Here is a 26,763-nt window from a genome sequence, read left to right as displayed (position 1 = left end):
ATAAAACGGCGTCAACTCTCTGTGGCGTTGATGTGGGCGTCGACCGTCGAACGAGACGCACATGGTCCAGATAGCACATTGGTTGCACAGCCTGTCTCGACGCGTCGGCCCGGACACTGGCGTCGGGACGGTGATCCGGATGACCGGTCTGACGCTGTTCGCGTCGGTCCTCTCGCTGTTCGTGTTCCCGATACACCGATCGCTGCTCGATCGCTTCGTCGCGCCGTGGTCCGCGGATCTCGCGTCGCTCGCGGGCACGAAGGGATCACAGGTGGCTGTCGCCGTCGTCGTCGTGGGCTATCTCGCGACGACGCGACGCTGGAACGTCGTGCAGATCCGGCGACCGACACTCCACGACACGCTGTGGATGGTGCTCGGAGCCGCCGGCCTCGATCTGATGGCCGAGGCCATCCAGTTCGTGTTGCCGCTCGCGGGGCTCTCGATCGAAGTCCTCAGCGGCTCCGGTGGCTCCGGCTCGGCCGTCGGCCTCGGGACGTGGCCGCTGCTGTGGCCACTCGTCTTCCTCGGGCTGTACCTGCTGCCCGCACTCGTCGAGGAACAGTTCGTTCGCGGAATCGTCCAGGGACGGCTCGGAGAGCGGTTCCATCCGGCCCTGGAGGTCGTCCTGGGCGCGGCTCTCTTCGCGCTCATGCACGGCCTGTACGGGCTCGGTGGCGGGCCGGAGTTCCTGGCGACGTACCTGATCGTCCTGTTCGGCCAGGGGCTGGTGTTTTGTCTCACCTACGAGCGGACGCGGAACCTCCTCGTGGTCGCACTGATCCACGCGCTCTCCTGGACGGCTGTCGACGTTCCCTTCTTCGGGCTCCTCTGAGCGTGCGAGAGAGTCTCTGAAAGTGGTCGAACGACCCCGAAGACGGCCGGTCGTCAGTCGTCGGCCGGCGCGGCAGTCCCAACCAGAACGGTTCTACCTCGCCGAAGATTCGAGGGCGTTATTCGCTGCCTGCGGCGAACGGCCGATCGGTCTGTCGAAGACTGCGACGCAAATCGACGAGCACGGTCAGGATTCGCAGCAGTATCACGGCGATGATACCGAGAAGAAGCTCATCCGTAACGACGGCCGTGCCGATGATAGTCAGGACGGCAATAATATTCACCAACTGATTTCCCTCGACCATACCATCGGTTAGATGACACCATCAAATGTCAGTTGTGATCGAAGGAGTGGCCGTCATCAGCGTCCGACATCAGCCTGCGATTTCACTTTCACCACCCTGGGGAATCGTTAAGTGGCGCGCGAACCCCGGTGAAAGTGATGAGCGACGACCCGGAGGAGGGGATGCTCTCCTGGGACGAGTCCGTGTTCCGGGACGAACACGTCTTCGAGATCGACTACGTCCCCCAGACGTTCGAACACCGGGAGAGCCAGATGGAGAACCTGAAGTACGCGCTCAGGCCCGCCGTCCGCGGCTCTCGCCCGCTGAACGTCATCGCACGCGGGCCGCCGGGGACGGGCAAGACCACGGCGACCCAGATCCTCTTCGACGAACTGACCGCCCAGACCGACGTGCAGGCGGTGCGGGTCAACTGTCAGGTCGACTCGACGCGCTACGCCGTCTTCTCGCGGCTGTTCGCCGAAATCTTCGACTACGAACCCCCTTCCTCTGGCATCTCCTTCAAGAAGCTGTTCTCCCAGATCACCGACCGCCTCGTCGAGCGCGAGGAGGTGCTGGTGGTGGCGCTCGACGACGTGAACTACCTCTTCTACGAGTCCGAAGCCAGCGACACGCTGTACTCGCTGTTGCGCGCCCACGAGGCCCACTCCGGAGCCAAGATCGGCGTCATCTGTATCTCCTCGGACCTCGATCTGGACGTGATCGACGCGCTCGATACGCGCGTCCAGAGCGTCTTCCGGCCCGAGGAGATCTACTTCAACAGGTACGACGAGCCCGAGATCGTCGGCATCCTGCGAGAGCGGGCCGACCGCGGGTTCCACGACGGCGTCGTCGACACGACAGTGCTCGACCGCGTCGCCGAACTCACCGCCAAGCAGGGCGGGGACCTCCGCGTGGGAATCGACCTGCTGCGTCGGGCGGGGATGAACGCGGAGATGCGAGCCTCCCGCACCGTCGAGCGCGAAGACGTGGAAGCGGCCTACGACAAGTCCAAGTACGTCCACCTCTCGCGACGCCTGCGGGAACTGTCGGACTCCGAGGCCGCACTCGCGGAGGTGATCGCCCAGCACGACGGCCAGCGAGCCGGCGAGATCTACGACGTGTTCAACGACCAGACCGATCTGGGCTACACCCGTTACTCCGAGATCATCAACAAGCTCGATCAGCTGGGCGTCATCGAGGCCAGTTACACGAACGTCGACGGCCGCGGGCGCTCGCGAGAACTCACGCTGCAGTACGACCCCGAGGCCGTCCTCGAACGGCTCTGATACCCGCGGCTGTACGTCGACCCCCAGTCCAGACCGCCATTTTTTGTGCCAACAGTCCGTACGAACTGTAATGCGACGACGACTCCTGGGGAGTCCGACGGTGATGACGCTGGCTGCGTTCCTCGCGGTGTTTCTCTGTCAGGAACTCGTGTCGCTGGTCTCCGGCCGCGTCGCGATGCAGTCGCTGTTCGTGCTGACGACGCCGGTGACTCACAACCCCTGGACGGTCGTGACGAGCGTCTACGCCCACAGCGGCGTCTCGCACCTGATCGCGAACGCGGTCGCGCTGGCGGTCGTCGGAATCTTGCTGGAACGCCAGACGACGCCGGCCCGCTTTCACGCCTTCTTCGTGGTCGCGGGGGCGCTCTCGGGGCTCGCCGAGGTGTGGCTCGCACCGCTGATCGGCGCGGTGCTGGGCGGCGCGGGCCAGGTGAGCGTACTGGGCGGGAGCGGGGCGGTCTTCGCACTGGCGGGGTACCTGCTGACCAGCAACCGACTCACGGATCGCGTCGTCGGGACGATTCAGCTCAGCCCCAGGCTACAACTGGCCGCCTTCGCGGCGATCGCGATCATCGTCACGCTGGCCACGGCCCGGCCACAGGTCGCGCTCGTCGCGCACTTCACCGGTCTGTTGCTGGGGCTGGTGGCCGGCCGCGTCCACGTGTTGCGCCCACGGCAGAAGGGAACCCAGCCAGAGCCAGCGTGATGCTGCCGGCAGTACGAGACGGCTGCGAGTGCGGTACGAGCGGGCGTCGACTGGACCAGTCGACCATCCCCACAGCAACCGACGGCACTCGATGTGTGTCGGTGGGTTCTGCACTCGAAAGAGAGGGGTGGCGCTACTGGCTGGCCGGGTCGACGAACACTCGCTCGTCGAGGCGGGTCGTCACCCGGTCGGCCAGCGTCCGGAGGTTGACGGCGTCTTCGCGGTTGTAGGAGACGAGCGTCTCCAGGGAACCGTCCTCGCCCCGCTCGTGTTCGCGCCACAGACGGACGGCGTCCTCGCCGGAGATGTCCGGACGGTCTCGCTCGATGCCGATGTCCTGCTCGATCTGTTTCAGGCCGCCGCTGAGGCCCAGTTGCTTGCAGGTGTACATCAGGTCGAGGTGGGGGCGGTCCAGATCCACGTCGAAGTTAGCTTCGAGGAAGGGCACGTCGAAGCGCTTGCCGTTGAACGTCACCAGCAGGTCGGCGTCGCCGACCGTCGCCCGCAAGCGCTCGGCGGTCAGATCGTCGCCGGCCACGAGCGTCTCGGTGTCGCCGTCCCGGTGGAAACTCACCGTCGTCACCTGATTGCGGTGCTGGTCCAGCCCGGTGGTCTCGATGTCGAAGAAGCAGGCCCGATCGGCGAAGGTCTCGTAGACGCGCCACTGCTCGCCGGAGGGGAACTGCTCGTCGAAGTACGCCACGTCGTCGTTCGCGAGACGACGGCGGCCTTCGTCGATGAACGTCTCGATCCGGTCGGCCGTCGTCGGCCCGACCGGGTCCGGTTCGAAGGCGTCCCAGTGGGTGATTCCGGCCTCCCACAGAGTGCGTTCGGTCTGCTCGCCGACACCGCGAACCCCGATGAAACTGTTCTCGACGCGCACGCTCCCCTAGGCGGTGTGGTCGCTCATAAATGAGTCGGTCCGGTCGGTCGGCGTCCCGGTGACCGAAGCGCGAGTCTCACCCGCCGCCGGGAAACTCCCACCGAAGCGTCAGCGGTGCTACCTTCGGTCGTGTCAGCGATCGACCCTGTGAACGGCTAACGCAACGGGCTTTTGCCCGTCCGCACCGAACGACGGTGCATGACTGCCGTCGAGACCAAGCTCGACGCCGCACGGGCCGATCTGGCCGACCGAGAGGGCGTCCTGATCGCCTTCTCGGGTGGCGTCGACTCCAGCGTCGTCGCCGCACTCGCCCACGACGCGCTGGGCGACGACGCCGTCGCCTGTACCGCAAAGAGCGAGACGCTCCCCGAAGCCGAGCTCGTCGACGCCAACCGCGTCGCCGACGAGATCGGCATCCGCCACGAGATCGTCGAGTTCAGCGAACTCGACAGCGAGGCGTTCGTCGCCAACGACGACGAACGGTGCTATCACTGCCGTTCGATGCGCCTCTCGGCGATGTACGACGAGGCCCGCCGGCTCGACATCGACGTGGTCTGTGACGGCACCAACGCCTCGGACCCCGGTGAGGGACACCGTCCCGGCCTCCGGGCCGTCGAAGAGCTGAACGCCTACTCGCCGCTGCTGGAACACGACATCACCAAAGAGGAGGTCCGCGAGATCGCTCGCGAGTACGACCTGTCCGTGGCCGACAAGCCCTCGATGGCCTGTCTCTCCTCCCGGATCCCGACGGGGCTGGAAGTGACCGAGGACCGGCTCTCCCGCGTCGAGAAGGCCGAGCAACTCCTGCGGACCTGGGGCTTCGAGCAGTTCCGCGTGCGCGACCACGACGGGCTCGCTCGCATCGAGGTCGGCGACGACGAACTCGACGTGGCACTGGATCCCGACTTCGTCCGGGCCGCCCGCGACCACGTCGCGGATCTGGGCTTCGACCACGTGACGCTGGATCTCCACGGCTACCAGACCGGGAGCGTGAGCCCCGACGACGTGTCCGAGGACGACGACGCCGTCGTCGAAGACGTGTTCTCGACGGAGTACCCGACCGGGGAGTGAGACGGCCTCGCCGAGCCATTTAGATTTCCTACAAGAGAAATGCGAGATTAAACCACCAATCATTTAGCTCCGGCGTCACCTCGGACAGGATATGCCCCCGGTCGTCTACGTCGGTCCACAGGAGCGAGGCCTCACCTTCGAGCGTGCCGTCACCGGGTCGGTGCTCGCAGTGGAGACACCCGACGAGCGCGTCCTCGACGATTCCCGCACGACCTTCGTGGTCGTCGATCCCGTCGGCGAGGTGGACGCGACACGCCTGGCAGACGCCCCCGTGACGGTGCTGGCCGCCGAGACCAGCGACCTCCCGGACGGCGTCGTCGACGAGCGCGTCGCCGTCGACGGAGAGCCCACGGCGGCGCTTGCCAACCACGTCGATACGCTCGCCGACGAGAGTCTCGAAACGGTCGACGAGCAGGGAGAACTGCGACGCCAGAGCGAGCGACTGGACACGCTCACCAGCAGCATCTCACACGACCTCCAGACGCCGATCCAGCTCGCGATCACGCAGCTCGAACTGTACAGAGAGACCGGCGACGAGACCCACCTCGATCGGCTCGCAGACGCTCACGAGCGGATGCAACGCCTGATCGACGATCTCCTGACCCTGGCGCGACAGGGCGACACCGTCGACGAGCCCCAGCGGGTGTCGCTGGCGTCGGTGTGTGAAGACGCCTGGCGCGGCATCGACACCGGCGGAGCGCGACTTCGGGTCCGTGCCGACGCGACGCTCACTACCACGCCCGGACGGCTCGACCGGCTACTCTCGAATCTCTTCGTCAACGCCGTCGACCACGCCACAGACGACGTGACCGTCACGGTCGGGCTCCTCCCCGACGGCGACGGCTTCTACGTCGCCGACGACGGCGACGGAATCGGCCCGGCCGACCGCGACCGGATCTTCGAGCGGGGGTACACGACGAGCGACGAGGGGACCGGCTTCGGGCTGGCGATCGTCGCCGAGATCGTCGACGCCCACGGCTGGTCGATCGCGGTCACGGACCAGCAGTCGGCGGGAGAATCGTCCGGGACACGCTTCGAAGTATCCGGAATCTCGTCGCTCGAAGACGCCTAGGCCTCTTCTGTCGTCGGCGTCTCGGCGGCGTCGTCGTCCTCACGCCAGCGAAGCACGGCGACGAACAGTTCGTACAGGACCACCAGGCCGACACCGACCAGCGCCGCCCGCGTCGGCGAGAGGGCCAGATCGCGAGCAGCGGTGACGAGCGTCGGCGTCGGGCTCCCGAAGTAGCCGACGACGACCGCACCGAGCCAGACGGGAATCCGGGCGTCTTCGACCGCGAGCCGCGCCTTGAGCGCCCGCCGCGAGCGGCCGTAACGCCGGAGCAGGAAGGCTCCAATCTCGAACAGCGCGATCAGCGCACCCGCGATGATCGCCGGGGTCGCGATCGGTCCACCCGCACTCGCGAGTTGGTCGATCACGACCTGTGGCAGCGCGTCGTAGTAGCCCGGCGGGATCGGGCCGCTGCTGGCGACGTAGCCGCCGAGCGCCGCAGCGAGGTAGGCGACCGGTCGGCGGTCGGCCGCCTCCTCGGCCGTCGGAACCGGCGAACCGGTGCCGGTCCAGCGAAGCAGCGCCAGCGTCCCCTCGAACAGGAAGATCATCGTCACCGCGACGATCAGCGGTGCCATCCCGGTCGGATCCGGGCTAAAGAGGAAGGCGACGGCAGCGAAGCCACCCCAGAAGTACAGCCGCCGGTCTTCGAGCCACTGGCGGGTCGTCACGCCCATCATGATCGCCAGCATCACCAGCAGCGGGATCTGGAAGACGAGCGCGAAGAACCCGAGCATCAGGACGATGAGGTTGAACGTCTCGGTCAGGCCGAAGGCCGTCGTCGCCGCCTGCTCGCTATACTCAGTGAAGTAGGCGAACAGCGAGGGGAGGACGGCGAAGTACGCGAAGCTGACCCCGACGGCTGCCAGCACGAGGCTCGTGGGAACGGCCGCGAGGTAGTAGCGTCGCTCGCGAGGGTAGAGGCCGGGGCGCATGAACCGATAGGTCTGGTAGACGCCGACCGGCAGTGCGATGATCAGCCCGACCAGCGTCGACACCTTCAGACGCGCAAGCACCAGCGAGAGCGGGTGATAGACGCGGGGCTTGACGCCACAGTCCGGGCCGGGGCAGAGCGCCGCATCGCCTAGGAACGAGTACCACAGGAAGTTGATCAGGTCGTTGGCGTAGAACACGACGATCCCGGCGACGCCGAACATGACAAGTCCGACCGCCAGGAACCGCAGCGCCATCTCCTCGACGTGTTCGGTCAGGGGCATCTCCTCGTCGTCGGGAGCCGTCGACGGCCCGACATCGTCCGGCGGGGACGGCGGTTCGCGATCGCGCGTCGGCCGCGCCGTCGCACTGGCGGCGGCACCACCGCCTTTCGGCGACGGGCCTGGCGCGTGGACCTGCTTTGGCTCCTCCGAGTCGTCGCTGTCACCGTCGTCGGTGTCCGACGCCGTCTCGGCGTCCGCGTCACCGTCCTCGGAATCGTCGGTGTCCGTGTCACCGTCACCGGTCTCGTCCGCCCGGCGAGCGTCGCCGCGTGCCTGCGTCTGGTCTCGGCGGGCGGCCGGCGGCAGCTCCTCGTCGTCGTCGGACTCGTCGTCGCCGGACTCGTCGACGTCGTTCGCGGGGTCGTGGTCTTTCCACCACTCCTGTGGATCGTCGTCCGAGTCGGGGGCTCCGTCTTCGTCTTCCGTGTCGGCTGACGAGTCCGAGTCCGCTCTCTCGCGGTCGTCGTCTGCCGGGTCGTCCGCCGAGTCCGCCGTCGCGTCGGACGCGTCGTCGGCTTTCGCGTCGACGGCGGTCGACGAGGGTACCTGCTGCTCGTCGGCCGGCGACTCCTCCGAGTGGGAGTCGGCCGGCTCCTCGCTGGCTCGCTCGTCGTCGCCGTCGCGGTCGCCCATCTGTGGCCCCCTTGGCTGCTCGTTGTTGTAAACTTTCTTTTCGCAGTCCCGACGGGAGCGTTCGCGCGATGAACAAATTGATAACGCAGAGTCGGCAAGTCTCCGACCAGATGTCTACGGGGCTCGACGAAGACACGATGCGGTCTGTCCAGAGCGGCCGCGAGACGATGGGCTCGATGCTCAGAGCCGCGCAAAAACACCTCCAGAAGGTGTTCATCGTCTGGGTCGTCGGCCTCGTCGGAACGATCTACGCGCTCCAGGAGTTCCTGTGGGATCGGTTGAAGGCGGACATGATCGAACGGACCGCCGAAGAGGCCGACATCGTCGCCGTCACGCCCTTCGACGTGATCCTCTTGCAGGTGAAAATCGGGGCGGTCATCGGTATCCTCCTCGCGCTCCCCTTCCTGATCTACTACAGCCGCGACGCGTTGCGCGAGCGGGATCTGTGGCCCGCCGACAGGGTGCCACTGTGGAAGCTCTGGAGTCTGCTGTTGATCGCTATCGGCCTGTTCGCCGGCGGGATCCTCTACTCGTACAACCTCTTTTTCCCGCTGATGTTCGACTTCCTGGCGGAAAACGCCGACGCCGCCGGCTTCCGGCCGGACTACTCGATCACCAAGTGGGTCGGCTTCGTCGCCTTGCTCGGCTTCTCGTTCGGGCTGGCGGCGCAGCTCCCGCTGTTTATGAGCGCGCTGAGTTACACCGGCATCGTCCCCTACGAGACGTTCCGTGACCGCTGGCGGGTCGCGGTGGTCCTGATCTTCGGGTTCGGTGCGCTGTTCTCGCCGCCGGACCCGTTCACGCAGGTGATGTGGGCGCTGCCACTCGTCGGGCTGTACGTCGTCAGCCTCGGTATCTCGAAGATACTGGTGTTGACCAAGCGGGCCGGCGAGGAGGTCGGTGCTGCCACCGTCGCGCGCACGCGCTGGAACAAGCTCGCGGCCGGAGCGGTCGTGGCCGGCGGCGCGGTGTACTACCTGCTCGCGACGCCCGCGTTCCAGTACATCCAGGCGTTCGCTGCGTGGTTCCCCTCCGACCGGCTCACCGGCGACATCGCTCGCCCGGACCTGCTCGGACTGGGAACGGAGACGACCGCGATCGCCATCGCCGCCGTGTTCGGCGTGGTGGCCGCGATCGTCGTCCTGTACTACTACATGATCAAGGCCCTCGACGTGGCGGCCGCCGAAGCGGGCAACTACGGCGATCCGACGGCCATCGACATCGAACCGCTGAGCGCCGGTGCCGTCCGGAGCGCGCCGGTCCAGCGGTTCCAGGAGATGGAAGAGCAGGAAGCGCTCGAACTGGCCCAGTCGGCGATGGACGACGGAAATCCGGACAAAGCCGAGGCGATTCTGGGCCGCTGGGACTTCGCTCAGGACACGATGGCGGGCACGGGTGAGGCAGCCGACGACGGGGACGAGGAGGACGCCGACGTGGTCACCTCGACGACGGCCGGCGTGATGAACGCCTTCACCGAGGAGGAGACCACCGAGGACGACATCGGCGGCTACTACCACGACATCGCCTTCATCCTCGACTCGCTGACTTCGAAGGCGATCTGGTTCGTCGGCACGTTCATGGCGATCTCCGGGGCCGCCTTCGTCTTCCTGTACTCCGGTGGCATCGGAGACATCCGGAACACGTTCGTCAGCAACCTCCCGCCGTCGATGCGGGCCGACGTGACGTTCGTCAACCTCCACCCGGTCGAGCACCTGATCTTCATCGTGAAGTTCTCCGCGATCCTGGGCGCGGTGTCGGTGTTACCGCTGCTCGTCTACTTCGCCTGGCCGGCGCTGAAAGAACGGGGCTTCGTCGGCGGCCAGCGGGGCGTGCTCGGGATCTGGAGCGGGACCGTCATCGCGTCGATGATCGGCGGGAGCCTCGTCGGGTTCACCTACGTCGCGCCGACGGTGATCTCCTGGCTGGCCTTCGACGTGCTCCAGTCGGGGATGATCATCTCCTACCGCGTCGCCAAGTTCGGCTGGCTCGTGCTCGCGCTGACGGTCGGGATCGGACTGCTGTTCGAGATCCCGGTGACGATGTTGCTGTTCCACCGCGGGAACATCATCACCTTCCAGTCGGTCCAGGACCGCTGGCGGACCGTCACGCTCGGGGTGTTCGTCGCCGGAGCCCTGTTCTCGCCGAAGGGCATCTTCACGATGTTCCTCGTCTCGATCCCGGTGACGATCGCCTTCCTCGTCGGTCTCGGGGTGCTGTGGCTCTACACCCTCGGTGGCAGACGGGCACCCGAGGGTGCCGAGCCGGCGGACTGATACTACCGGCTGTCACTTCGCGAAGGGCTTCGCCACTCTGGGTGGCGAAATCGTTCACAGATGTACAGTCGGTAGTATAAGACCGACGACAGGAGACGCGTCGGCGAACACGTCACCCGACGCCGCAGCGAGCCGGGCCGGAAACCTGTTTTTATGTGCGGCGGCGTCCCTACCCTAGCTATGCCCAAGATCAGCGTGGAAGTGCCCGCGGAGCTACTGGACGACCTGGACAAGCACGTCGGCGACGAGGGGAAGTTCGTCAACCGCAGCGAGGCGATCCGAGCGTCCGTTCGCAAGACGCTGGACATCCTAGACGAGATCGACGAGCGAGAGGGGCGACTGGACGACGAGTACTGATGACGTCGGAGCTAGAGAAGATGCTCGCCGGAGAGGCCTACGACCCCAGCGATCCCGAGCTGGTGGCCGGCCGAAACCGGGCCAGCGAACTGACGCGGGCGTACAACGAGACGCCGCCCGACGCCGGGAAGCGCCGCCAGGAACTGCTCGATGAGCTGTTCGGGACGGTCGGCGAGGCGACGGTCGAACCCCCCATCCGGTGTGACTACGGCTTCAACGTCCACGTCGACGACGGCTTCTACGCGAACTTCGACTGCGTCTTGCTGGACGTGTGTGAGATCACGTTCGGCGAGCACTGTCTGCTCGGACCCGCAGTCCACGTGTACACGGCGACGCACCCGCTCGACGCCGCGGAGCGCGCCGACGGACTGGAGATGGGAGAGCCCGTGACCGTCGGCGATCACGTCTGGATCGGCGGCCAGGCCGTCCTGACGCCGGGGGTAACTGTCGGGGACCGCGCGGTCGTGGCCGCCGGAGCCGTCGTCACCGACGACGTGCCGTCGGACGTGGTCGTGGCCGGCAATCCGGCGACGGTCGTCAAAGAACTGTGAGCCGGGCGGCGCGGGCTTCGAAGCGCTTTTGCCGGCCCCGGGGATACGGACGAGCATGTCCCTCGATCGGGAGACGGTCACGCAGATCGCGCTGTCGGCCGTCGCCGTCTTGCTGTTCATCGCCGGTACGGTCGTCGTGAGTACGAACTACGGAGCGAACGGCGACCTCACGCAGGAGGGTGGCATCGCACTCGTGGCAGCCATCGCGGCGTTCGTCGTCGTCATGCTTGCGGCCGGCCTCTTCCTGGAGCGCCGGGAGTTCTGAACGCCGATCGCCCTCAACTGCGTCGTCAGGCCTCGCTTTCCTCGTCGTTCTCGCGCCAGTCTTCGATCTCGTCGTCGTCGGTCTCGTCGAGTCGGTGTTCGTAGTAGTTCAGCGGATGTGACTCGTTGATCTCGTCCTCGCAGATGTCGTCTTTCCCCTTGCAGTCGCCGTAGGACTGCATCGTCGCACACGAGGGCGTCGAGTACTCCGTCGGACTCGTGTCACCGCGGATGTGGTCGACCTGGTAGCGGGTGGCCTCCTCGCCGAAGCCCGGATTGACCTGGAACAGCTCGACGATCTCGTCGGTCGTCATCCCGATCGAGGTCAGGAAGGCCGCCAGCGCGAACCGCGAGTGGTGCTCCAGGTGCTCGCCCTTCTGGACCGCGTCGAGGAGATGCTGCATGCAGGGCGGGAACAGGTCCGGAACGACCGTGTCGATCTCGCGGGTCAGATCCATCTCCGACAGCGTCGTCTGGATGGACTCGACTTCCGCGTCGAGTTCGTCTGCGATGGCGTCCGGCACGTCGAAGGGCAGGCCGTCGTCGATCCGGTGGCGAATCGCCTGCTTGAGCAGCGTGTGGAGTTCCTCGGTCGTCACCGGCACCTCGCCGTCGGTCAGCGCGCGGTTGACCAGTCGCCACTCGTCGCCCCACTGATCGGCCGCCAGTTCGAGGTAGGTCCCCACGTCGATCCGGTAGCCGTCCGCAGTCTCGTGGACAGCAGCGGTGAGGTCGAACTCCGCGAGCAGGGCCTGCAGAGACAGCGACTCGGTGTCGCCGTAGCTGAACGACTCCCCGGCGGTGAACTCGTCGACGAACCGCTCGCGTGCGGCCTCGGCCTCGGCCTGTGCGTACTTGCGCGTACAGACCGGCGTGTCCACGAGTGAGACGAGCACCCGCGCGACCGGGTACGACAGCAGTTCCACGCGCGTGCGCCGGTGGGGGTCGCCGACGCTCCCGTCGGTGATCGCCCACTCGACGCGTTCGCGGGCGCGCTCGACGACCACCTCGTCGGTGGCGACGACCTCGCCCAGATCGACCGCCGCTTCCTCGACCGCGTCGCGGGCCGACTGCAAGAACGGGTAGCGCGCGTGGAGCGGTTGCATCGCCCGTCCCTATCACGCGGGGGCGAATAAATTCGGTGGTCACACCGTCGGCGTGCTACCAGTCCATGCCGCCGTTGACGCCGATCACCTGCCCGGTCATGTAGCGCGACTCGGGGCTGGCGAGGAAGCGAACGACGGGGGCGATGTCCTCGATCGTGGCGAACCGGTCCAGGGGAATCCGCTGGAGGATCCGCTCCTGGACGCGCTGGGGGACCTCGTCGAGCATGTCCGTCGCGACGAACCCCGGCGCGACGCAGTTGGCCGTCGACCCGGTGGCTGCCATCTCCAGGGCCAGCGTCCGAGTGAACCCGAACAGGCCGGACTTTGCGGCCGCGTAGTTGGCCTGTCCGTAGTTGCCCTGCTGGCCGACGACCGAGGAGACGTTGATCAGGCGGCCGTCCTCGGCCTCGCGGATGTCGTCGTAGAAGCAGTGGCTGACGTTGAACACGCCGCCGAGGTTCACGTCGATGACGGCCTCCCAGTCCTCGCGGGTCATCTCCCCGAAGGTCCGGTCGACCGTGATCCCGGCGTTGTTGACGACCACGTCGACCGGGCCGACGGCGTCGTGGATCGTCGTGCGCATCCGTTCGACGGCGTCGTACGCCGACACGTCGCCCTGGACGGCCACCGCCTCGCCGCCAGCGGCCTCGATCTCGTCGACGACCGCCTCGGCGGCCTGTTCGGAGGAACGGTAGTTGACGACCACGGTCGCTCCGTGGGCCGCCACGTCCGTGGCGATCCCGCGTCCGATCCCGCGAGAGGAGCCGGTCACCAGACAGGTCTGTCCGTCGAGCATATCAGCCAGTTCACACCCAGTCGTGAAAAGCGGTCCGCCGGACGGTACCCACGAAGGTAAGTACGGTTCCGAGCGACGCGTCCGGCTACAGCTGGTCGAGCCAGTCCTGGACCCGAGACTCCGTCGTTTCGGCGATCTCGGCCAGCTCGGCCACGTCGTGCGTTGCGAGGTCGTCGACGGTCTCGATGCCGGCCTCGCGCAGGCGGTCGGCGTAGGTCGGACCGATGCCGTCGACAGACGCCACGTCGGGAGCGTCCTCGCTCTCATCGGCCACCGCCTCGTCCTCGCTCTCGGCGGCGTCGTCTGCCGGCGACTCCACGTCGATCGGGACGGCCTCCTCGCTCTCGTCGGCCGCCGCTTCGGCCTGTCGGTTGCGTTCCTTGTACCAGTCACACACGTCGGGCCAGAGGTTCTCGTGGGTGCTCGACGAGACCGAGAGGCCGATGTGGCCCGTCGAGAACTCCATCGTGGTCACGTCATCGGAGCCGACGACCTCGTTGAACGGCTTGGAGGCCTCCGGCGGGATGAGGTGGTCGTACTCGCCCATCAACTGGAGCATCGGCATGTCGATGTCCGCGAGGTCGATCTGTTCGCCGCCGATCTCCAGTCGGTCGTTGTAGAGGTCGTTGTCCTGATAGATCTTCTCCAGGAACTCGACGTAGGCCTCGCCGGCCACGTCGACGCCGTCGGAGAGCCACTGCTCCATCCGGCCGAAGTTCCGGACGAACCCCTCGTTTTCGATGTTTTCGGCCAGGCGGATGTACTTCGAGACGTAGTTGTCGACCGGGTCCATCAGGGCAAAGCCCACGTCTAACATCTCGGAGGGGACGTTGCCGAACGTCTCGGTCACGTCTTCGGGATCGTAGTACTCGTCGGAGCCCCACTCTTCGAGGACGCCGCCAGTGTGGTCGAAACAGAGTCCCGCGGCCATCAGCCCCAGCGCGTTGACCTTCTCGGGGTTCAGCGCCGTGTAGATGACCGACATCGTTCCGCCCATACAGTATCCCAGGATATTGATGGCGTCCTGGCCCGAGCGCTCACAGACCTCGTCGACGCAGTTCTCGATGTAGCGGTTGACGTAGTCGTCGAGCGTGAGGTGCTGGTCGAGCCGTGAGGGCTCGTTCCAGTCGATGAGGTACACGTCGTGGCCCGCCTCCAGCAAGCGACGCACGACGGAGCGTTCCTTCTGGAGATCGAGGATGTACGGGCGGTTGATCAGCGCGTAGATGATGAGGATCGGGATCTCCTCTTTGTCCTCCTCGGGAACGTCGATCCCAGCGGCCTCGGCGTCGTAGTGGAGCAGTTCGAGCTTGTTCTCCTCGTAGACCACATCGCTGGGCGTCTCGCCGACCTCGACGGACTGCATCGTCTCGATGCGTTCGGGCGCGACGCTGGCCTGGTCGGTGGCCTCCGTCATCGCCTCCAGGGACTGGCGCTGCCAGTCGAGTGCTGCCGTGAAGGGATTTGCGGGCGTCATGTGTTATTCCTCGAGGTGGTCGAGGATCTGATCGAGTTTCTGTTCGACCTCGTGCTGGCGACGCTCCAGCTCGACGAGCCGTTCACCGACTTCTTCGACGTCCTCACGCGTCGAGAAGCCCATCTGGGCGATCGAGTCCTGCCCGATGTCGTCGGCCTGCTGGCGCATCTCCATCATGGTCTCGACGAGCTGGCCGTTGGCGGCGGCGAAAGCCGACGTGCCCATCACGTGCTTGAACGCCTCGTTTGCCGACTGGAGCCAGATGTCGCGAAACTCCGTCGGATCCACGTCTTCGCCCTGGGCGGCGTCGCCGGTGCGTTCGAGCATCTTCTCGGCGGCGTTCATCCACTCCTCGTAGGCCTGGTTGTACCCCTGGATGCCCTCGGTGACGTTTTCCTCCTCGGGGATCGAGTCCTCGACCGCATCGGCCCACGACTCGACGAAGGCGGCCTGTGCCTTCATGTTCTGTTCGACCGACTCGGAGACGGCCTCGTTCATCTGTTCGACCATCTCCGTCCACTCGTCTTGCATCTGGTTCGTATCACTCATGGTAAGTTGTTAGTATTCAGAACGAAAAGGTGCGGCGATTTACGCCTCGACGGCGTCGGCGGCCTGCTCCTGAACTTCGCGGACCTGCTCTTGGACCTCTTCGACCTGGTCCTGGAGGTCTTCGAGCTGGTCGCCCCACTGCTCGACGGCCTCGACGGACTGGTCTTCGAGGTCCTCGTGGGCCTCGACGAGCAGGTCGATCTGCTCGTCCAGCGCGGCGACGACGTCGCCGGTCATCTCGTCGTAGGTCTCCGCGCCTTCGTGGAACTCCGCCTCGACGTTCTCGAAGAGTTCGGCGTGGTTCTCCAGCAGGAACTCGTACTGCTCGTCGACGGTCGTTCGGATCTCCTCGACGGTGGGTGCGACGCCGGGGACCGTCGACTCGATGGTGTCGAGGTAGTTGTGAACGGCCGTCTGTGCGAGTTCGACGCCGCGTCGCTGTGCCGACTCCTGGCTGTCGAGGCTGCCGAGCATGGCCTCGTTCATGTTCTTCTGGAACTCGATGCTCTGTTTGAGCGCCTTCTGGCTCTGCTCGATCGTCGCGCGCTGCATCTCGAACGCCGTGGTGACTGGGGTTGTGTACTGGCTCATGGGTTACTCCGTGCGGTTCCGCTTGACCGGGAGAACGACTGTCTGGACGATGTCGCCTTCCTCGATGTCGAGGGCCTCTCGCTCGGCGTCGGGAATGGAGATGCGTCCGCCGCTCTGGACGCGGGTCTTGAACGTCGCCATCTGGCTCATCGCACCGAGCTGGTTCATGTCGAAGCCAGGCATGCTGCTGCCGGCAGACATCATCTGCTGGAGCATCTCCTGCTGGGATTCGATCGCCTGCTCGCTCGCTTCCTGCATCCCCTTGAACATCGGGGGCCACATCGTGACATCGTTCTCGTCGGTCATCGGGTACTACACTCTATTCCTTTCAACGACATAAAGCTTCCGCTCATCACCATCTGTTACCATCAGATGTCATCGGTTGGCAGCCGATCTGGCAGCGAGACGGGAATTCGTGGGCGGAAATGCGCCGTTGTCGGGCGGTAGGAGGCGTCTGAACGACGAACAGCGGCTACCACCACCCTTTAATATCGGTGGAACCAATGCTTTTCCAGCAATGAGTTCTGAATCTCACGACAACCCGCTGCTGGACACGTGGACGGAAACGTCCTCACACATGTTCAACAGCGTGGTGGCGGCCAATCGGGCAGCGTTCGCGGCGTTCGGCGTCCGACCGGACGGCGACGGGGACGGCAAGCCACTCCCAGCAGAACGCATCGAGGCCGACGAAGACCTCCCCGAGTGGCACGTCGAACTGAACGCCGACAACCCAGACCGGCTCGGGGTCGGTGATCGCGTCGAGTTCACGAAGCGGATCTCCGACAACGACGTCAAGCAGTTCGCCGCCGCCAGCGGCGACACGAACCCCCTCCACCTCGACGACGACTTCGCCGAGCAGACCCGGTTCCGCGGCCGGATCGCGCACGGCACGCTCGTCGGCGGACTCATCAGCGCCGCCCTCGCGCGGCTGCCGGGGTTGACGATCTATCTCTCGCAGGATCTGGAGTTTCACAACCCGGTCCGCATCGACGACCGCCTGACGGCCGAAATCGAGATCGTCGAGGATCTGGGCGACGACCAGTACCGCCTGACGACCCGCGTCGTCGACGACGGCGACGTGGTCATCGACGGCGAGGCCGTCGTCCTCATCGACGAGATGCCCGACGAAGGCCAGAGTAGCAATTGAAACGATTTACACCCGATCGCACTGCTGTCGTGCGGTCGGTGTGTAAATCGTTTCAATTGTTACTATTGAGAAACGCCGTTACCGCCCGATTGAACCGCTCGGGTCGTTCCCTGTGGGGCCAGTGCCCACACCCCTTCGCCGCCAGGAACTGCCCGTCTGGCAACAGCTCACTCGCTCGTTCCGACCACGACACCGGGAGCAGCGGGTCCTCCGAGCCGTGGACGAGCAGCGTCGGAACGTCGAGCTCCGAGAGCCGTGCCGTGTAGTCGGTCCGGAGGCCGTCGGCCTGGAACTCGTGGCGCTGCCAGCTCCGGAGCGTCCGCATGGTCGCCGGTGAGATCGTCTCGTACACGTCGTCGACCAGTTCGTCCGGCAGCGTCGCCCCGGACATCGTCCGCAGGCTGGTCCGGACCGCCGCGCGCGAGCCCATGCTCCCCCAGAGCAGGCTGTCCGCGAACGGGACCCGGAGGGCGAGACTGGCACCGGTCCGCCAGTAGGCGTCGGCACCGAGGCCGTAGCTGTCGACGAGCACCAGCCGCTCCGGGCGACCGCCGTCGAGCGCGTGGCCGAGCGCGACCGCACCGCCCATCGACACGCCGACGACGCTCGCGCCGGAGATGGCGAGTTCGTCGACGAACGCCGACAGCGTGTCTACGTAGTAGTCCGTCGTATACGTTCGGCGGGGTTTCTCGCTCTCGCCGTGGCCCGGGAAATCGAGCGCGTAGACGGTGTACTCCTCGGCCAGTGCGGGGAGCGCGTACCGGCCGGACACCGCCGCCGCGTCGAGGCCGATTCCGTGCAAGAAGAGCAGTGGCGGTCCGTCACCGGCGGTGAGATATCGGACGGTGACGTCGTCGCCGTCGACCGACAGCGTCGTGGCGTTCGACTCGATCGACTCGTTCATCGCATCGAAGTCGGGGACTGGGAGACATGAGCCTTCGGACTGCTGACAGCGACGGCCGTCGACGCCAGCGGTGTCGGGCGAGGGGCGGTCGGGGACAGTCGTCTTTTTCAGGCGGCCGTGCGAGGCGTCGGTATGGTCGTCGGAGACGTAACGACAGGAACGGAACTGCTGGTCGTCGGCGGCGGGCCGGGCGGGTACGTTGCCGCCATCCGGGCCGCTCAGCTCGGCGTCGACACCACACTCGTCGAGCGAGACGCCTACGGTGGGACCTGCCTCAACCACGGCTGTATCCCCTCGAAGGCCCTAATTTCGGGGGCAGACGTGGCCCACCGGGCCGGCCAGGCCGAGGAGATGGGCGTCTACGCCGACCCCGCGGTCGACCTGGCCGGGATGGTCGAGTGGAAAGACGGCGTCGTCACCCGGCTGACGCGGGGCGTCGAGTCGCTGGCGAAGTCGGCCGGCGTCGAGCTGATCGAGGGCGAGGCGACGTTCACTGGCGAACACACCGCCCGGATCGCCCACGGCGGCGACGGGCAGGGCTCGGAGTCCGTCGAGTTCGAGCACGCGGTCGTCGCCACGGGGAGCCACCCGATCCAGGTCCCCGGTTTCGAGTTCGACGCCGAGCCGATCCTCTCCTCGAAGGAAGCACTCGCACTGGAGTCGCTGCCCGAGCGGCTGCTGGTCGTCGGCGCGGGCTACATCGGCATGGAGCTGTCGACGGTGTTCCAGAAGCTCGGCAGCGAGGTGACCGTCGTCGAGATGCTGGACGAGGCGCTGCCGGGCTTCGAGGACGACATCGCCACGCTGGTCCGGGAACGGGCCGAGGAGATCGGCGTCGACTTCTACTTCGGCGAGGCGGCCGACAGCTGGGAGCAGGCGGGCGAGGAGATCGTCGTCCACACGGAAGACGAAGACGGCGATCTGACGCGGTTCGACGCCGAGAAGGCACTCGTCGCGGTCGGTCGCCAGTCGGTCACGGACGGGCTGGGACTGGACGAGCTGGGCATCGAACCCGACGAGGACGGGTTCCTGGCGACGGACGAGCAGGCCCGGACCGACGCCGAGCACGTCTTCGCCGTCGGCGACGTGGCCGGCGAGCCGATGCTGGCCCACAAGGCGATGGCCGAGGGCGAGGTCGCCGCGGAGGTCGCCGCGGGCGAGCCGGCCGCACTGGACCACCAGGCGGTCCCGGCCGCGGTCTTTACCGAACCGGAGATCGGGACCGTCGGCATGACCGAAGCGGAAGCCGCCGACGCCGGGTTCGACCCCGTCGTCGGCCAGATGCCGATGCGGGCTAACGGTCGCGCGCTGACGATCGACGAGAAAGAGGGGTTCGTCCGGATCGTCGCCGACGACGAGACCGGCTTCGTCCTGGGCGCACAGATCGTCGGCCCGGAGGCCTCCGAGTCTATCGCCGAGGTCGGCCTGGCAATCGAGATGGGCGCGACGCTCGAAGACATCGCCGGCACGATCCACACCCACCCGACGCTCTCGGAGGCCGTCCACGAGGCCGCGCTGGCGGCCCGCGGCGAAGCCATCCACACGCGGTGACGAACCACCGGAACTGGCCTGTATCCGTATTCTTTCGGCAACAACCGGCGAATATTGAAGGGAAAGCGTTAAGGCTGAGATTAAGAAAGGCATGCCTAACGAGACGACAGATGTCACCGGAACAACAGCGCAGCGACGGAATCACCGACGCCGTCCTCTCGGATTCGGCCTACGAGCGGGTGCGCGTCCTGCGGGACTCGCTTTTCGCACAGCCGATCCCCTGGAAGTTGCGCGTCCAGGGACTCCTGCTCGCGGTGCTTGCCGCGACGGTGCCGCTCTACTGGCTCTATCCCGACGGTGTCGCCAGCTATCTGACGACGACCGACCCGATGACCGCGACGCCGAGGGTCGCGCTGCTGGGCGCGTTCGGCGGGACGATGGTGCTTTTCTCGGCCGTCTTGCTCGTCGGGGCGGCGCTGTACCGCGTCGAACACGCGCCCCTGACCGAACAGCAGGCCTACCAGGTCCTCACCGTCGAGGACTTCGCCGGTGGAGTCAGCCTCGCGATGGGCGGGTTCGCGATCGCGATCACGACCGGCTCGATCGCCATGGGAGTGTTCGGCGGCGACGCCGTCGGGTCCTACGTGGCGACCATGGGACAGAATCCCCTCGCTGGCTCGGTGTACGGGCTGTCGCTTGGCTCCGTCGGCATCGGGGCGCTGTCTGCCAGCGCCGTCGTCCTCGTGGCACACTGGTACGTCGACCGTCGCTTCCGGCGACTGTAGCCACGCGACCACGATTCTTTTCACGTCGAGCGCTGTACCGGCTGGTATGAAGATGCTCACGCTGGGGCCGGCCGGAACCTACTCCCACCGGGCAGCCCGCTCGGTCGCCGACGACGACGAGATCGAGTTCCGAGAGTCGCCCACAGCCATCGTCGAGGCGGTCGCGGGCGGCGAGGCGGATCGCGGCGTCGTCGCCGTCGAGAACAGCATCGAGGGCTCGGTCACGGAGAGCCTCGACGCCTTCGCAGGCTACGAGGTCGCCGTCGTCAAGGAGATCATCACGCCGATCCGTCACGCGCTGCTGGCCCAGCGCGACGACTTCGAACTGGTCGCCAGCCACGCCCAGGCGCTGGCCCAGTGTCGGTCCTACCTCGACGCCAACTACCCCGACGCCGAACTGGAGGCCGTCGCCTCCACCGCTCGCGGCGTCGAGCGCGCCCGCGACGACCCGTCGGTCGCCGGCATCGGCCACCCGGACAACGGCGGCGAGGGCACCGACCTGCAGGTGCTTGCCGAAGACATCCAGGACCAGTCCTCGAACGCCACGCGCTTCGTGGTCGTCGCGCCGCTTGCCGAGCGGTCCGACGCCGGCTCGAAGTCCTCGCTGATCGTCTACCCCAACGTCGACTACCCCGGACTGCTGCTGGAGATGCTGGAGCCGTTCGCCGACCGCAACATCAACCTCACTCGGGTGGAGTCTCGCCCCAGCGGCGAGCGACTGGGCGACTACGTCTTCCACGTCGACGTGGAGGCCGGCCTCTACGAGGAACGGACCCAGAAGGCACTGGCAGACATCGAAGCCATCGCCGAGAAGGGATGGGTGAAGCGGCTGGGCTCGTACGACTCCGAGACCGTCCTGAACTGATACTGCCGGCAGTACGAGACGGATCGCCGTCGCCGTTTGCCCGGTCGACCACGGCGTCCGGCCGACGCTGTGTGGACGGCTCGGGAGACGACGGAGCGAGTGTCCCCGTGGCGTGGGGTTGGTCTGGTGAAAGTCTACGACACTCTGTGAGGACGGCCGGCGACCGCTTTTATCCCGGCTCCCGACCTACGGTGACACATGGACGACTCGAAACCGACAGACCCCTTCGAAGAGCTGGAACGGGCCTTCGACCTCGTGAGCGAGCAGTTCGGCACCAAGCGCACGGGCGTTCCCGTCGACGTGCTCGATACGGGCGACGAGATCGCCGTCCGCGCCGACCTCCCAGGCCGGTCCAGCGACGCCATCGACGTGACCCTCGAAGACGACACGCTGCTGACGATCAGCGCGGCCGACGACGAGCCCGATCGGGACGGTCGCTACGTGAAGCGGGAACGACCCCGGCAGGCCGCCCGTCGGACGGTCCGCCTCCCGGAGGCCGTCGCTCCCGAGGCGACGACCGCCAGCTACGACGACGGCGTGTTGACCGTCGAGTTGGGCAAGCAGTCCACAGACGGCGGCACGTCGATCACGGTGGAGTGACGATGGTGCTCGATACGGGCTCGGACGCCCCAGCAATCAGCGCCCGGAACCAGTGGGGCGAGCGCGTCGAACCCGACTTCGGCGGTGCGACGGTGCTCTACTTCTATCCGCGAGACGACACCGACGGCTGTACGACTCAGGCTCGCCAGTTCGACGACCACTACGACACCTATCGCGACGCCGGAATTCCCGTCTACGGCGTCTCGACCGACGACGTGGACAGCCATCGCGCGTTCGCCGAGGACCACGACCTCGCGTTCGACCTGCTGGCCGATCCCGACGGCGAGATCGCCGACGCCTTCGACGTGCCCCTCGACGACGGGCGTGCAGTCCGGACGACGTTCGTCATCGCCGCGGGGCGCGTCGTCGGCCTCTACGAGGGCGTCCGACCGGACGGCCACGCTCGGGACGTGCTCCGGGATCTGGCCGAACTCGGTCTCGTCGATCCCGCCGAGTGACGCTCACCGCCCGCGCCAGAACAACACCGCACCGGCGGCCAGGACCAGCAGCTCCATCGACGCTGGCGGGAGGCCGACGGGACTCGTCCGGACGGCGCTGCGAATCGTCATCGAGACGGTCCCGAGCCCCGACAGTGAGACCACGCGCCCGTCGACCGCGAACACCTGCGCGACGATGCGGTCACGCGAGACCGGCGGTTCGCCGGCCTGCTGGTCGGTGACGGGGTTCGCGTCGCCTTTCGTCACGAACCCCTCGTCGGTCCGGGCGACGATCCGATGGGTGACCAGTCCGCCGGCCTCGATCTCCTGGGAGCGATAGACGATCACGTCGCCGGGCGCTGGATCGTCGGCGACGGCCGCCGGCACCGCGACGAACCCGTCACCGGTCGACAGCGCCGGGTCCATGCTCCCGCTGTTGACGTAGCTGATCGGGGCGATCTGTCCGAACACGCTCACGAGGACGAACGCGGCGAGCAAGAGCGCGACCGTCCGCCAGACCACGCGCGAGCCGGGGACCGGCGACTGGGACTCGGGAGGACGCGCGGGACCGCGACCGTGGCTCGGGTGTCGATCACTCACACCGTACATATGTGGTCGAAACTACATAATTGTTTGTGAGTGACTACCACAGACTGGCGGCGTGTCGTCGATAGAACCCGAGAGCATTATCAACGCAGGCGTCGAACGTCGAGACATGGCAGCAGAAACCGACGGCGGCTCCGGACTCCGGACGGTCACGCCACTGGCCGACGAGAGCGACGATAGTCAGATGAACGCGATCGGCTGGCTCATCTTCGCCGGCATGCTCGTCGTCCTGCTCCCGGTGTTGCCGATCCTCGCACTGATCTGGTTGGTCGACAAGCTCACGAACTGAGGTCGGTCCCGACGAGTTCGAAGTCGGTCCCCGATCCCCCGTCGCTGGCGTTCTCGTAGGCGACGTGGGCACAGGCCACGTCCTGAATCGCCAGCCCGGTCGAGTCGAAGACGGTCACGCCGTCGATCCCGTCTCGACCGGGTCGGTCGCCGACGACGAGATCACCGAGTTCGGCGTGGATGTCGTCGTCGTCCAGTCGCCCCTCGCTCCAGGGGACGTTGATCTCGCCCGAGTGGGTACACTGCTCGTAGTCGTCGATCACGATGGTCGCGTCGAGCAACACCTCGTCGGCGACCTCGTGTTTCCCGGCGGCGTCGGCTCCGATCGCGTTGACGTGGGTCCGGTCGCCGACGGCGTGGATGATCGGCTCCGAGACGGGCGTCACCGTCGAGAGCACGTCGCAGGCGGCGGCCTCCTCGATCGTCCCGCCGCGCACGTCGAATCGATCCGCGAAGTGATCGACGAACGCCTGCACCGCCGCCTCGTCCTGATCGGCGACGACGACCGTCTGGATGTCACGGACCTCGGCGATGGCTTCGAGCTGGGTGTAGGCCTGCACGCCCGCACCGACGAGTCCCATCGACGAGGCGTCGGGGACCGCGAGGTGGTCGGTCGCGACCGCCGACGCCGCGCCGGTCCGCTTCTGGGTGAGGAGTGTCCCGTCCATCACGGCAAGCGGGAAGCCGTTACGGGGATCTGAGTAGATCAGCGTCCCCAGTACTGTCGGGAGATCGTACGAGTCGGGATTGTCCGGGTGGACGTTGACCCACTTGAGCGCCGCGGCGTCCCACTCGTCGGCGGCGACGTAGGCCGGCATGGACCGAAAGTCGCCGTTGTACTGGGGCAGATCGACGTAGGACTTGGCCGGCATGACGACGTCGCCGCGTGCGTACGCACCGAACGCGTCGGAGACGGCGGCGATCACGTCCGCGAGCGGCGTGTGTTCGTCGACGGCATCCGGACCGAGCAGTAAGGTCTGCATACGTGTGCCTGTGTCCCCCTCTCACTTAGTCACTGGGCGGTCGGTACGGAACGACTTACTATACGCTCGCCCGCCGGAGGTTTCGTGAGGTACGATAGCAATGTACGACGTTCTCATGCCGATCGACAGCGACGAGGAGCGTGCGATGGGGCAGGCCCGGGCCGTCAGCGAGTTGCCGGCCGCCCGCGACCAGATCACGGTGACGCTGTTACACGTCTTCGACGACGAGAGCGTCGCCGAGAACACGTCGCCGACACAGATCACGGCCGGTCGCAACGTCCAGGAGTGGTTCCGCGACCGTGGGATCACCGTCGAGACGATGAGCACCAGCGGCGACCCGTCGAGCGAGATTCTCGACGCGGCCAGTCGGATCGGTGCCGACCAGATCGTCCTCGGCGGTCGGAAGCGATCGCCGCTGGGCTCGCTGCTCTTTGGCAGTGTGAGTCAGGCCGTGACGCTCGATGCGGCAATCCCAGTGACGATCACCGGCGGGCTCGACGAGCGAGCGCAGCCGACCCATCGGTGTCCGTCCTGTGGCGAAGAGTACTACGACGACCCCGGAACCGAGATCGCGACGTGTCGCAGTTGTGGCGGTTCGAAGGTCGAGGCCGTCGACGCGTAGCCGGGATCGAGTCACGCCGATGTCTCACCGCGGTGTGGCCGAGTGAGAGCGAAACCAGGCGACGACCGGCCCGACGCGTCCGAGCCACAAGGAGACGGAAAATAGTTATTCGTCGTCACACACACCCCGGTATGGTCCCCCTCCAATCGCTGTCGACACAGATCGCCGACTGGCTCGGCCTCGTCGCCACGCTGTTGGCACCGGGCGTCGTCGCGACCGTCCTCTGGACGCCCTTTCTCGTCGCAAAGCGCGTTCGCTCGCTGTTCCGGACGCTCCCGCCCACGGAGTCGCTGCTCCCGTCGTACGTCCTCGCCGGCCTCTGTGGGTCGATACCGTTCGTCGGCGGACTCCTCGCCGTGTTCGCGAGCGGTGCGTCGAACGACCCTCAGACGGGCGCACAGTTGAGCAACAGTCTGATCGACGTCGCGGTCGTCGGAACGATCGGCTACGCCGTCGGCCTCCCGGCCGTCGCCGCGCTCGGGCTCCCACGAGCGGGCCTGGACTGGGACCCCACCAGCTACGGGGCGTCGACGTGGCTGTTGCTGGCGGTTGGCGGCGTCTGGTACGCGCTGGTGTTCGCCGTTCCGCTCGTGTTGCTCGGCGTCGTCTTCGCACTCCCCACCTGACGGAAAAGAGCGCCACGCTCGATCGGGAGTCCGACGGTCCGACTGTCGGCGGCGTTTGGTCGCTTCGTCCCCGTCTTGCTCCTGGATGTCTCGCCACGGTCCGCGGGTGGGTTCGCCTTTCGACACCGATCACTCCGGTTCGGCCAGCCCCCACTCGATGTTGCTCCACAGCCGTTCCCACACGTAGTACAGCACCGTCTTCGCGACCGCCGCGGAGAGCCCGATCTTCGCCGAGGCTCCGAACTCGCCGGTAAAGAGGAAGGCGACCGCGAAGACCACGCTCGTGGCGAACAGGCGATAAGAGGCAGCTTTCACGATCGATCGACGGTGGGTCTCCACGGTGTCACACCTCCCAGATCACGGAGCGTGATCGCAACCGGTCCGTCGCCGACAGTAGGCACTGAAAACGAATCACAGGAAAACCGTTTGGACCGCCGACACTAAAGTCTAATTAAATGTAATTAGAGCGGTGCCATCCAGACGATCGACACTTCGCCGTCTCGATTGCCTCGACACACCCACCCACTCCGTTTGGGCAGCTACACCGAAACCGGCCGGTCGGCGTACGCGTCGGAACCACGTTCGAAGATGGCCGCGACGTGGACGACGAGCATCGCCTCGGCGTCGGACGGTGTGGCCGGTCGGATCTCGGAGTCGGTAGTCATCGAATCGCTCTCACTCGACGTATCGTGCGGGAGCCGAGAGCCCGAACTCCGCGGCCGTGGTCGCGTCGATTCCCTTCTTCGTGTAGATATCCGGTTTGTAGTACAGTTCCCCATCCTCACCGTACTCCCTGCGGAGGTGGTCTCTGATACGGCGAACGTCCTCGCGGTCGAAGTAATTCGGCGTGTAGACAGTCAGGAGGTACTCGTCGTACATGGAGAGGTTCTCGAAGCCGAACGTCGTCATGGCCTTGACCGCCCAGACGATCCCGTCCTCGGCGTCGGCGACGAGCTTCGGAAACAGGTCTTCGACCCGCTCTGGCGACCCCGTGATCTGCCACTTGCCGGTGAGCAATTCCTGATCGAGTGCCTCACGGTCGATCTCCCGAACAGTGTCGCTGTCTGCTGGCGGGAGGGCTTCGACGGTCGTCTCGTCAGCGCAGGCGATACTGTACTCCGAGAAGTAGGCGTCGCCAGCGACCGTCGGCGAGTCGCTCACGTCCCGGCTGCGGAGCCAGTACTGTTCCTCGTCTGTAATTTCGAGTGGCGACTGCATACACCGATTGTTTCAGAACGACTGTATAAATACATCGTCCTGCCGGAGTGAAAGTGAAAGCAAGCATACAGCGAGCATTCGCGCGAACGAGCGGGTCCTTCGGACTGCTCGTTCGAGCGATTCACCGAGCGCGAAGCGCTCGGCCTCTTTCATCGACGTTCGATAGAGCGGAGCTCTATCGCAGCCCATCAGAAGTCTTCGACTTCTGAGGACGTTTTTGCGCGAGTGGTGCGCCGAAGGCGCGTGC

At 66.3% G+C, this 26,763-nt stretch carries 33 protein-coding genes; 18 read left to right on the top strand and 15 right to left on the bottom strand.

The window, feature by feature from the left end; genetic code table 11:
* Positions 1-61 precede the first annotated feature (61 nt).
* Positions 62-832 carry a CPBP family intramembrane glutamic endopeptidase gene (locus IL252_RS08340; protein ID WP_208627618.1) on the top strand — a complete coding sequence of 257 codons (771 nt, stop codon included), beginning with the start codon at positions 62-64 and terminating at the stop codon, positions 830-832.
* Between the two features lie 118 nt (positions 833-950).
* Here IL252_RS08340 and IL252_RS08335 read toward each other — a convergent pair whose 3' ends face one another.
* Positions 951-1,136, bottom strand: coding sequence for a hypothetical protein (locus IL252_RS08335; RefSeq protein WP_208627617.1), 186 nt, complete (start codon positions 1,134-1,136; stop codon positions 951-953).
* Between the two features lie 137 nt (positions 1,137-1,273).
* Here IL252_RS08335 and IL252_RS08330 point away from each other — a divergent pair, with 137 nt between their 5' ends.
* Positions 1,274-2,401: an ORC1-type DNA replication protein gene (locus IL252_RS08330; RefSeq protein ID WP_208627616.1), complete on the top strand. Its 1,128-nt coding sequence runs from the start codon at positions 1,274-1,276 to the stop codon at positions 2,399-2,401.
* A gap of 70 nt (positions 2,402-2,471) precedes the next feature.
* Positions 2,472-3,107 (top strand): rhomboid family intramembrane serine protease, encoded by a 636-nt coding sequence (locus IL252_RS08325; RefSeq protein WP_208627615.1) that lies wholly within the window; start codon positions 2,472-2,474, stop codon positions 3,105-3,107.
* 133 nt (positions 3,108-3,240) lie between these two features.
* Here IL252_RS08325 and IL252_RS08320 read toward each other — a convergent pair whose 3' ends face one another.
* Positions 3,241-3,990, bottom strand: a complete 750-nt coding sequence (locus IL252_RS08320; protein WP_208627614.1) for a ribonuclease H-like domain-containing protein — start codon at positions 3,988-3,990, stop codon at positions 3,241-3,243.
* Between the two features lie 198 nt (positions 3,991-4,188).
* Between IL252_RS08320 and larE the strand changes: the two genes are divergently transcribed.
* Both larE and IL252_RS08310 read left to right on the top strand, forming a co-directional pair.
* Positions 4,189-5,061 (top strand): ATP-dependent sacrificial sulfur transferase LarE, encoded by an 873-nt coding sequence (gene larE / locus IL252_RS08315; protein ID WP_208627613.1) that lies wholly within the window; start codon positions 4,189-4,191, stop codon positions 5,059-5,061.
* Positions 5,062-5,152: 91 nt separating this feature from the next.
* The gene (locus tag IL252_RS08310) at positions 5,153-6,133 is read left to right on the top strand and encodes a HAMP domain-containing sensor histidine kinase (RefSeq protein ID WP_208627612.1); all 981 of its coding nucleotides are present in this window, start codon (positions 5,153-5,155) and stop codon (positions 6,131-6,133) included.
* Here IL252_RS08310 and IL252_RS08305 read toward each other — a convergent pair.
* Positions 6,130-7,980, bottom strand: a complete 1,851-nt coding sequence (locus tag IL252_RS08305) for a twin-arginine translocase subunit TatC (RefSeq protein ID WP_208627611.1) — start codon at positions 7,978-7,980, stop codon at positions 6,130-6,132. The two genes, IL252_RS08310 and IL252_RS08305, sit on opposite strands and share 4 nt — an antisense overlap.
* Before the next feature lie 110 nt (positions 7,981-8,090).
* Between IL252_RS08305 and IL252_RS08300 the strand changes: the two genes are divergently transcribed.
* The 4 genes from IL252_RS08300 (at position 8,091) to IL252_RS08285 (ending at position 11,426) form a co-directional block, all read left to right on the top strand.
* Positions 8,091-10,253, top strand: coding sequence for a twin-arginine translocase subunit TatC (locus IL252_RS08300; protein WP_208627610.1), 2,163 nt, complete (start codon positions 8,091-8,093; stop codon positions 10,251-10,253).
* A gap of 180 nt (positions 10,254-10,433) precedes the next feature.
* On the top strand, positions 10,434-10,610 hold the full coding sequence (locus IL252_RS08295) for a ribbon-helix-helix domain-containing protein (protein WP_015761970.1): 177 nt from the start codon (positions 10,434-10,436) through the stop codon (positions 10,608-10,610).
* Positions 10,610-11,161, top strand: coding sequence for a maltose acetyltransferase domain-containing protein (locus IL252_RS08290; RefSeq protein WP_170093172.1), 552 nt, complete (start codon positions 10,610-10,612; stop codon positions 11,159-11,161). Before IL252_RS08295 ends, IL252_RS08290 begins: the two co-directional genes overlap by 1 nt.
* A 55-nt stretch (positions 11,162-11,216) precedes the next feature.
* A complete protein-coding gene (locus tag IL252_RS08285; RefSeq protein ID WP_153552197.1) occupies positions 11,217-11,426 on the top strand; it encodes a hypothetical protein in 210 nt (69 codons plus the stop codon).
* Between the two features lie 25 nt (positions 11,427-11,451).
* Here IL252_RS08285 and priL read toward each other — a convergent pair whose 3' ends face one another.
* From priL to IL252_RS08255, 6 genes are all read right to left on the bottom strand, one after another.
* On the bottom strand, positions 11,452-12,531 hold the full coding sequence (priL, locus tag IL252_RS08280) for a DNA primase regulatory subunit PriL (RefSeq protein WP_208627609.1): 1,080 nt from the start codon (positions 12,529-12,531) through the stop codon (positions 11,452-11,454).
* Between the two features lie 55 nt (positions 12,532-12,586).
* Positions 12,587-13,327 (bottom strand): beta-ketoacyl-ACP reductase, encoded by a 741-nt coding sequence (locus IL252_RS08275; protein WP_208627608.1) that lies wholly within the window; start codon positions 13,325-13,327, stop codon positions 12,587-12,589.
* An 85-nt stretch (positions 13,328-13,412) separates the two neighbouring features.
* Complete coding sequence (gene phaC / locus IL252_RS08270) at positions 13,413-14,804, bottom strand: class III poly(R)-hydroxyalkanoic acid synthase subunit PhaC (protein ID WP_208627607.1); 1,392 nt, start codon at positions 14,802-14,804, stop codon at positions 13,413-13,415.
* 3 nt (positions 14,805-14,807) lie between these two features.
* Positions 14,808-15,353 carry a poly(R)-hydroxyalkanoic acid synthase subunit PhaE gene (locus IL252_RS08265; RefSeq protein ID WP_170093168.1) on the bottom strand — a complete coding sequence of 182 codons (546 nt, stop codon included), beginning with the start codon at positions 15,351-15,353 and terminating at the stop codon, positions 14,808-14,810.
* Positions 15,354-15,392: 39 nt separating this feature from the next.
* The gene (locus tag IL252_RS08260) at positions 15,393-15,944 is read right to left on the bottom strand and encodes a hypothetical protein (protein WP_170093167.1); all 552 of its coding nucleotides are present in this window, start codon (positions 15,942-15,944) and stop codon (positions 15,393-15,395) included.
* Between the two features lie 3 nt (positions 15,945-15,947).
* Positions 15,948-16,250: an AbrB/MazE/SpoVT family DNA-binding domain-containing protein gene (locus IL252_RS08255; RefSeq protein ID WP_015761963.1), complete on the bottom strand. Its 303-nt coding sequence runs from the start codon at positions 16,248-16,250 to the stop codon at positions 15,948-15,950.
* A 271-nt stretch (positions 16,251-16,521) separates the two neighbouring features.
* Here IL252_RS08255 and IL252_RS08250 point away from each other — a divergent pair, with 271 nt between their 5' ends.
* The gene (locus IL252_RS08250) at positions 16,522-17,091 is read left to right on the top strand and encodes a MaoC family dehydratase (RefSeq protein WP_208627817.1); all 570 of its coding nucleotides are present in this window, start codon (positions 16,522-16,524) and stop codon (positions 17,089-17,091) included.
* A 52-nt stretch (positions 17,092-17,143) separates the two neighbouring features.
* On the opposite strand, the gene IL252_RS08245 is transcribed toward IL252_RS08250, so the two are convergent.
* Complete coding sequence (locus IL252_RS08245) at positions 17,144-17,995, bottom strand: alpha/beta fold hydrolase (RefSeq protein ID WP_208627606.1); 852 nt, start codon at positions 17,993-17,995, stop codon at positions 17,144-17,146.
* A 132-nt stretch (positions 17,996-18,127) separates the two neighbouring features.
* Between IL252_RS08245 and lpdA the strand changes: the two genes are divergently transcribed.
* The 5 genes from lpdA (at position 18,128) to IL252_RS08220 (ending at position 22,194) form a co-directional block, all read left to right on the top strand.
* Positions 18,128-19,546: a dihydrolipoyl dehydrogenase gene (gene lpdA / locus IL252_RS08240; RefSeq protein ID WP_208627605.1), complete on the top strand. Its 1,419-nt coding sequence runs from the start codon at positions 18,128-18,130 to the stop codon at positions 19,544-19,546.
* A 110-nt stretch (positions 19,547-19,656) separates the two neighbouring features.
* On the top strand, positions 19,657-20,271 hold the full coding sequence (locus tag IL252_RS08235) for a hypothetical protein (RefSeq protein ID WP_208627604.1): 615 nt from the start codon (positions 19,657-19,659) through the stop codon (positions 20,269-20,271).
* Between the two features lie 46 nt (positions 20,272-20,317).
* Positions 20,318-21,136 (top strand): prephenate dehydratase, encoded by an 819-nt coding sequence (gene pheA / locus IL252_RS08230; protein WP_153552208.1) that lies wholly within the window; start codon positions 20,318-20,320, stop codon positions 21,134-21,136.
* Positions 21,137-21,334: 198 nt separating this feature from the next.
* Complete coding sequence (locus IL252_RS08225) at positions 21,335-21,736, top strand: Hsp20/alpha crystallin family protein (protein ID WP_208627603.1); 402 nt, start codon at positions 21,335-21,337, stop codon at positions 21,734-21,736.
* 2 nt (positions 21,737-21,738) lie between these two features.
* On the top strand, positions 21,739-22,194 hold the full coding sequence (locus IL252_RS08220) for a peroxiredoxin (RefSeq protein ID WP_153552210.1): 456 nt from the start codon (positions 21,739-21,741) through the stop codon (positions 22,192-22,194).
* Between the two features lie 3 nt (positions 22,195-22,197).
* On the opposite strand, the gene IL252_RS08215 is transcribed toward IL252_RS08220, so the two are convergent.
* Positions 22,198-22,782: a signal peptidase I gene (locus IL252_RS08215; protein WP_244256969.1), complete on the bottom strand. Its 585-nt coding sequence runs from the start codon at positions 22,780-22,782 to the stop codon at positions 22,198-22,200.
* 106 nt (positions 22,783-22,888) lie between these two features.
* On the opposite strand from IL252_RS08215, the gene IL252_RS08210 reads away from it, so the two are divergent.
* Complete coding sequence (locus IL252_RS08210) at positions 22,889-23,068, top strand: hypothetical protein (RefSeq protein WP_153552211.1); 180 nt, start codon at positions 22,889-22,891, stop codon at positions 23,066-23,068.
* Here IL252_RS08210 and IL252_RS08205 read toward each other — a convergent pair.
* Complete coding sequence (locus IL252_RS08205; RefSeq protein ID WP_208627602.1) at positions 23,058-24,050, bottom strand: ornithine cyclodeaminase family protein; 993 nt, start codon at positions 24,048-24,050, stop codon at positions 23,058-23,060. The two genes, IL252_RS08210 and IL252_RS08205, sit on opposite strands and share 11 nt — an antisense overlap.
* Before the next feature lie 100 nt (positions 24,051-24,150).
* Between IL252_RS08205 and IL252_RS08200 the strand changes: the two genes are divergently transcribed.
* Positions 24,151-24,672 (top strand): universal stress protein, encoded by a 522-nt coding sequence (locus tag IL252_RS08200; protein WP_208627601.1) that lies wholly within the window; start codon positions 24,151-24,153, stop codon positions 24,670-24,672.
* A gap of 131 nt (positions 24,673-24,803) precedes the next feature.
* Positions 24,804-25,298 (top strand): hypothetical protein, encoded by a 495-nt coding sequence (locus tag IL252_RS17585; protein WP_244256967.1) that lies wholly within the window; start codon positions 24,804-24,806, stop codon positions 25,296-25,298.
* A gap of 129 nt (positions 25,299-25,427) precedes the next feature.
* Here IL252_RS17585 and IL252_RS08185 read toward each other — a convergent pair whose 3' ends face one another.
* The 3 genes from IL252_RS08185 to IL252_RS08180 form a co-directional block, all read right to left on the bottom strand.
* Positions 25,428-25,637, bottom strand: coding sequence for a DUF2061 domain-containing protein (locus IL252_RS08185; RefSeq protein ID WP_170093154.1), 210 nt, complete (start codon positions 25,635-25,637; stop codon positions 25,428-25,430).
* A gap of 200 nt (positions 25,638-25,837) precedes the next feature.
* A complete protein-coding gene (locus tag IL252_RS17735; RefSeq protein ID WP_279634284.1) occupies positions 25,838-25,963 on the bottom strand; it encodes a hypothetical protein in 126 nt (41 codons plus the stop codon).
* 10 nt (positions 25,964-25,973) lie between these two features.
* Positions 25,974-26,516 (bottom strand): putative phosphothreonine lyase domain-containg protein, encoded by a 543-nt coding sequence (locus IL252_RS08180; protein WP_208627600.1) that lies wholly within the window; start codon positions 26,514-26,516, stop codon positions 25,974-25,976.
* Between the last annotated feature and the right edge of the window lie 247 nt (positions 26,517-26,763).

The organism is Halomicrobium sp. IBSBa, from assembly GCF_017612575.1.
Taxonomy (GTDB): domain Archaea; phylum Halobacteriota; class Halobacteria; order Halobacteriales; family Haloarculaceae; genus Halomicrobium.
This window is presented reverse-complemented; position numbering and strand designations above follow the sequence as displayed.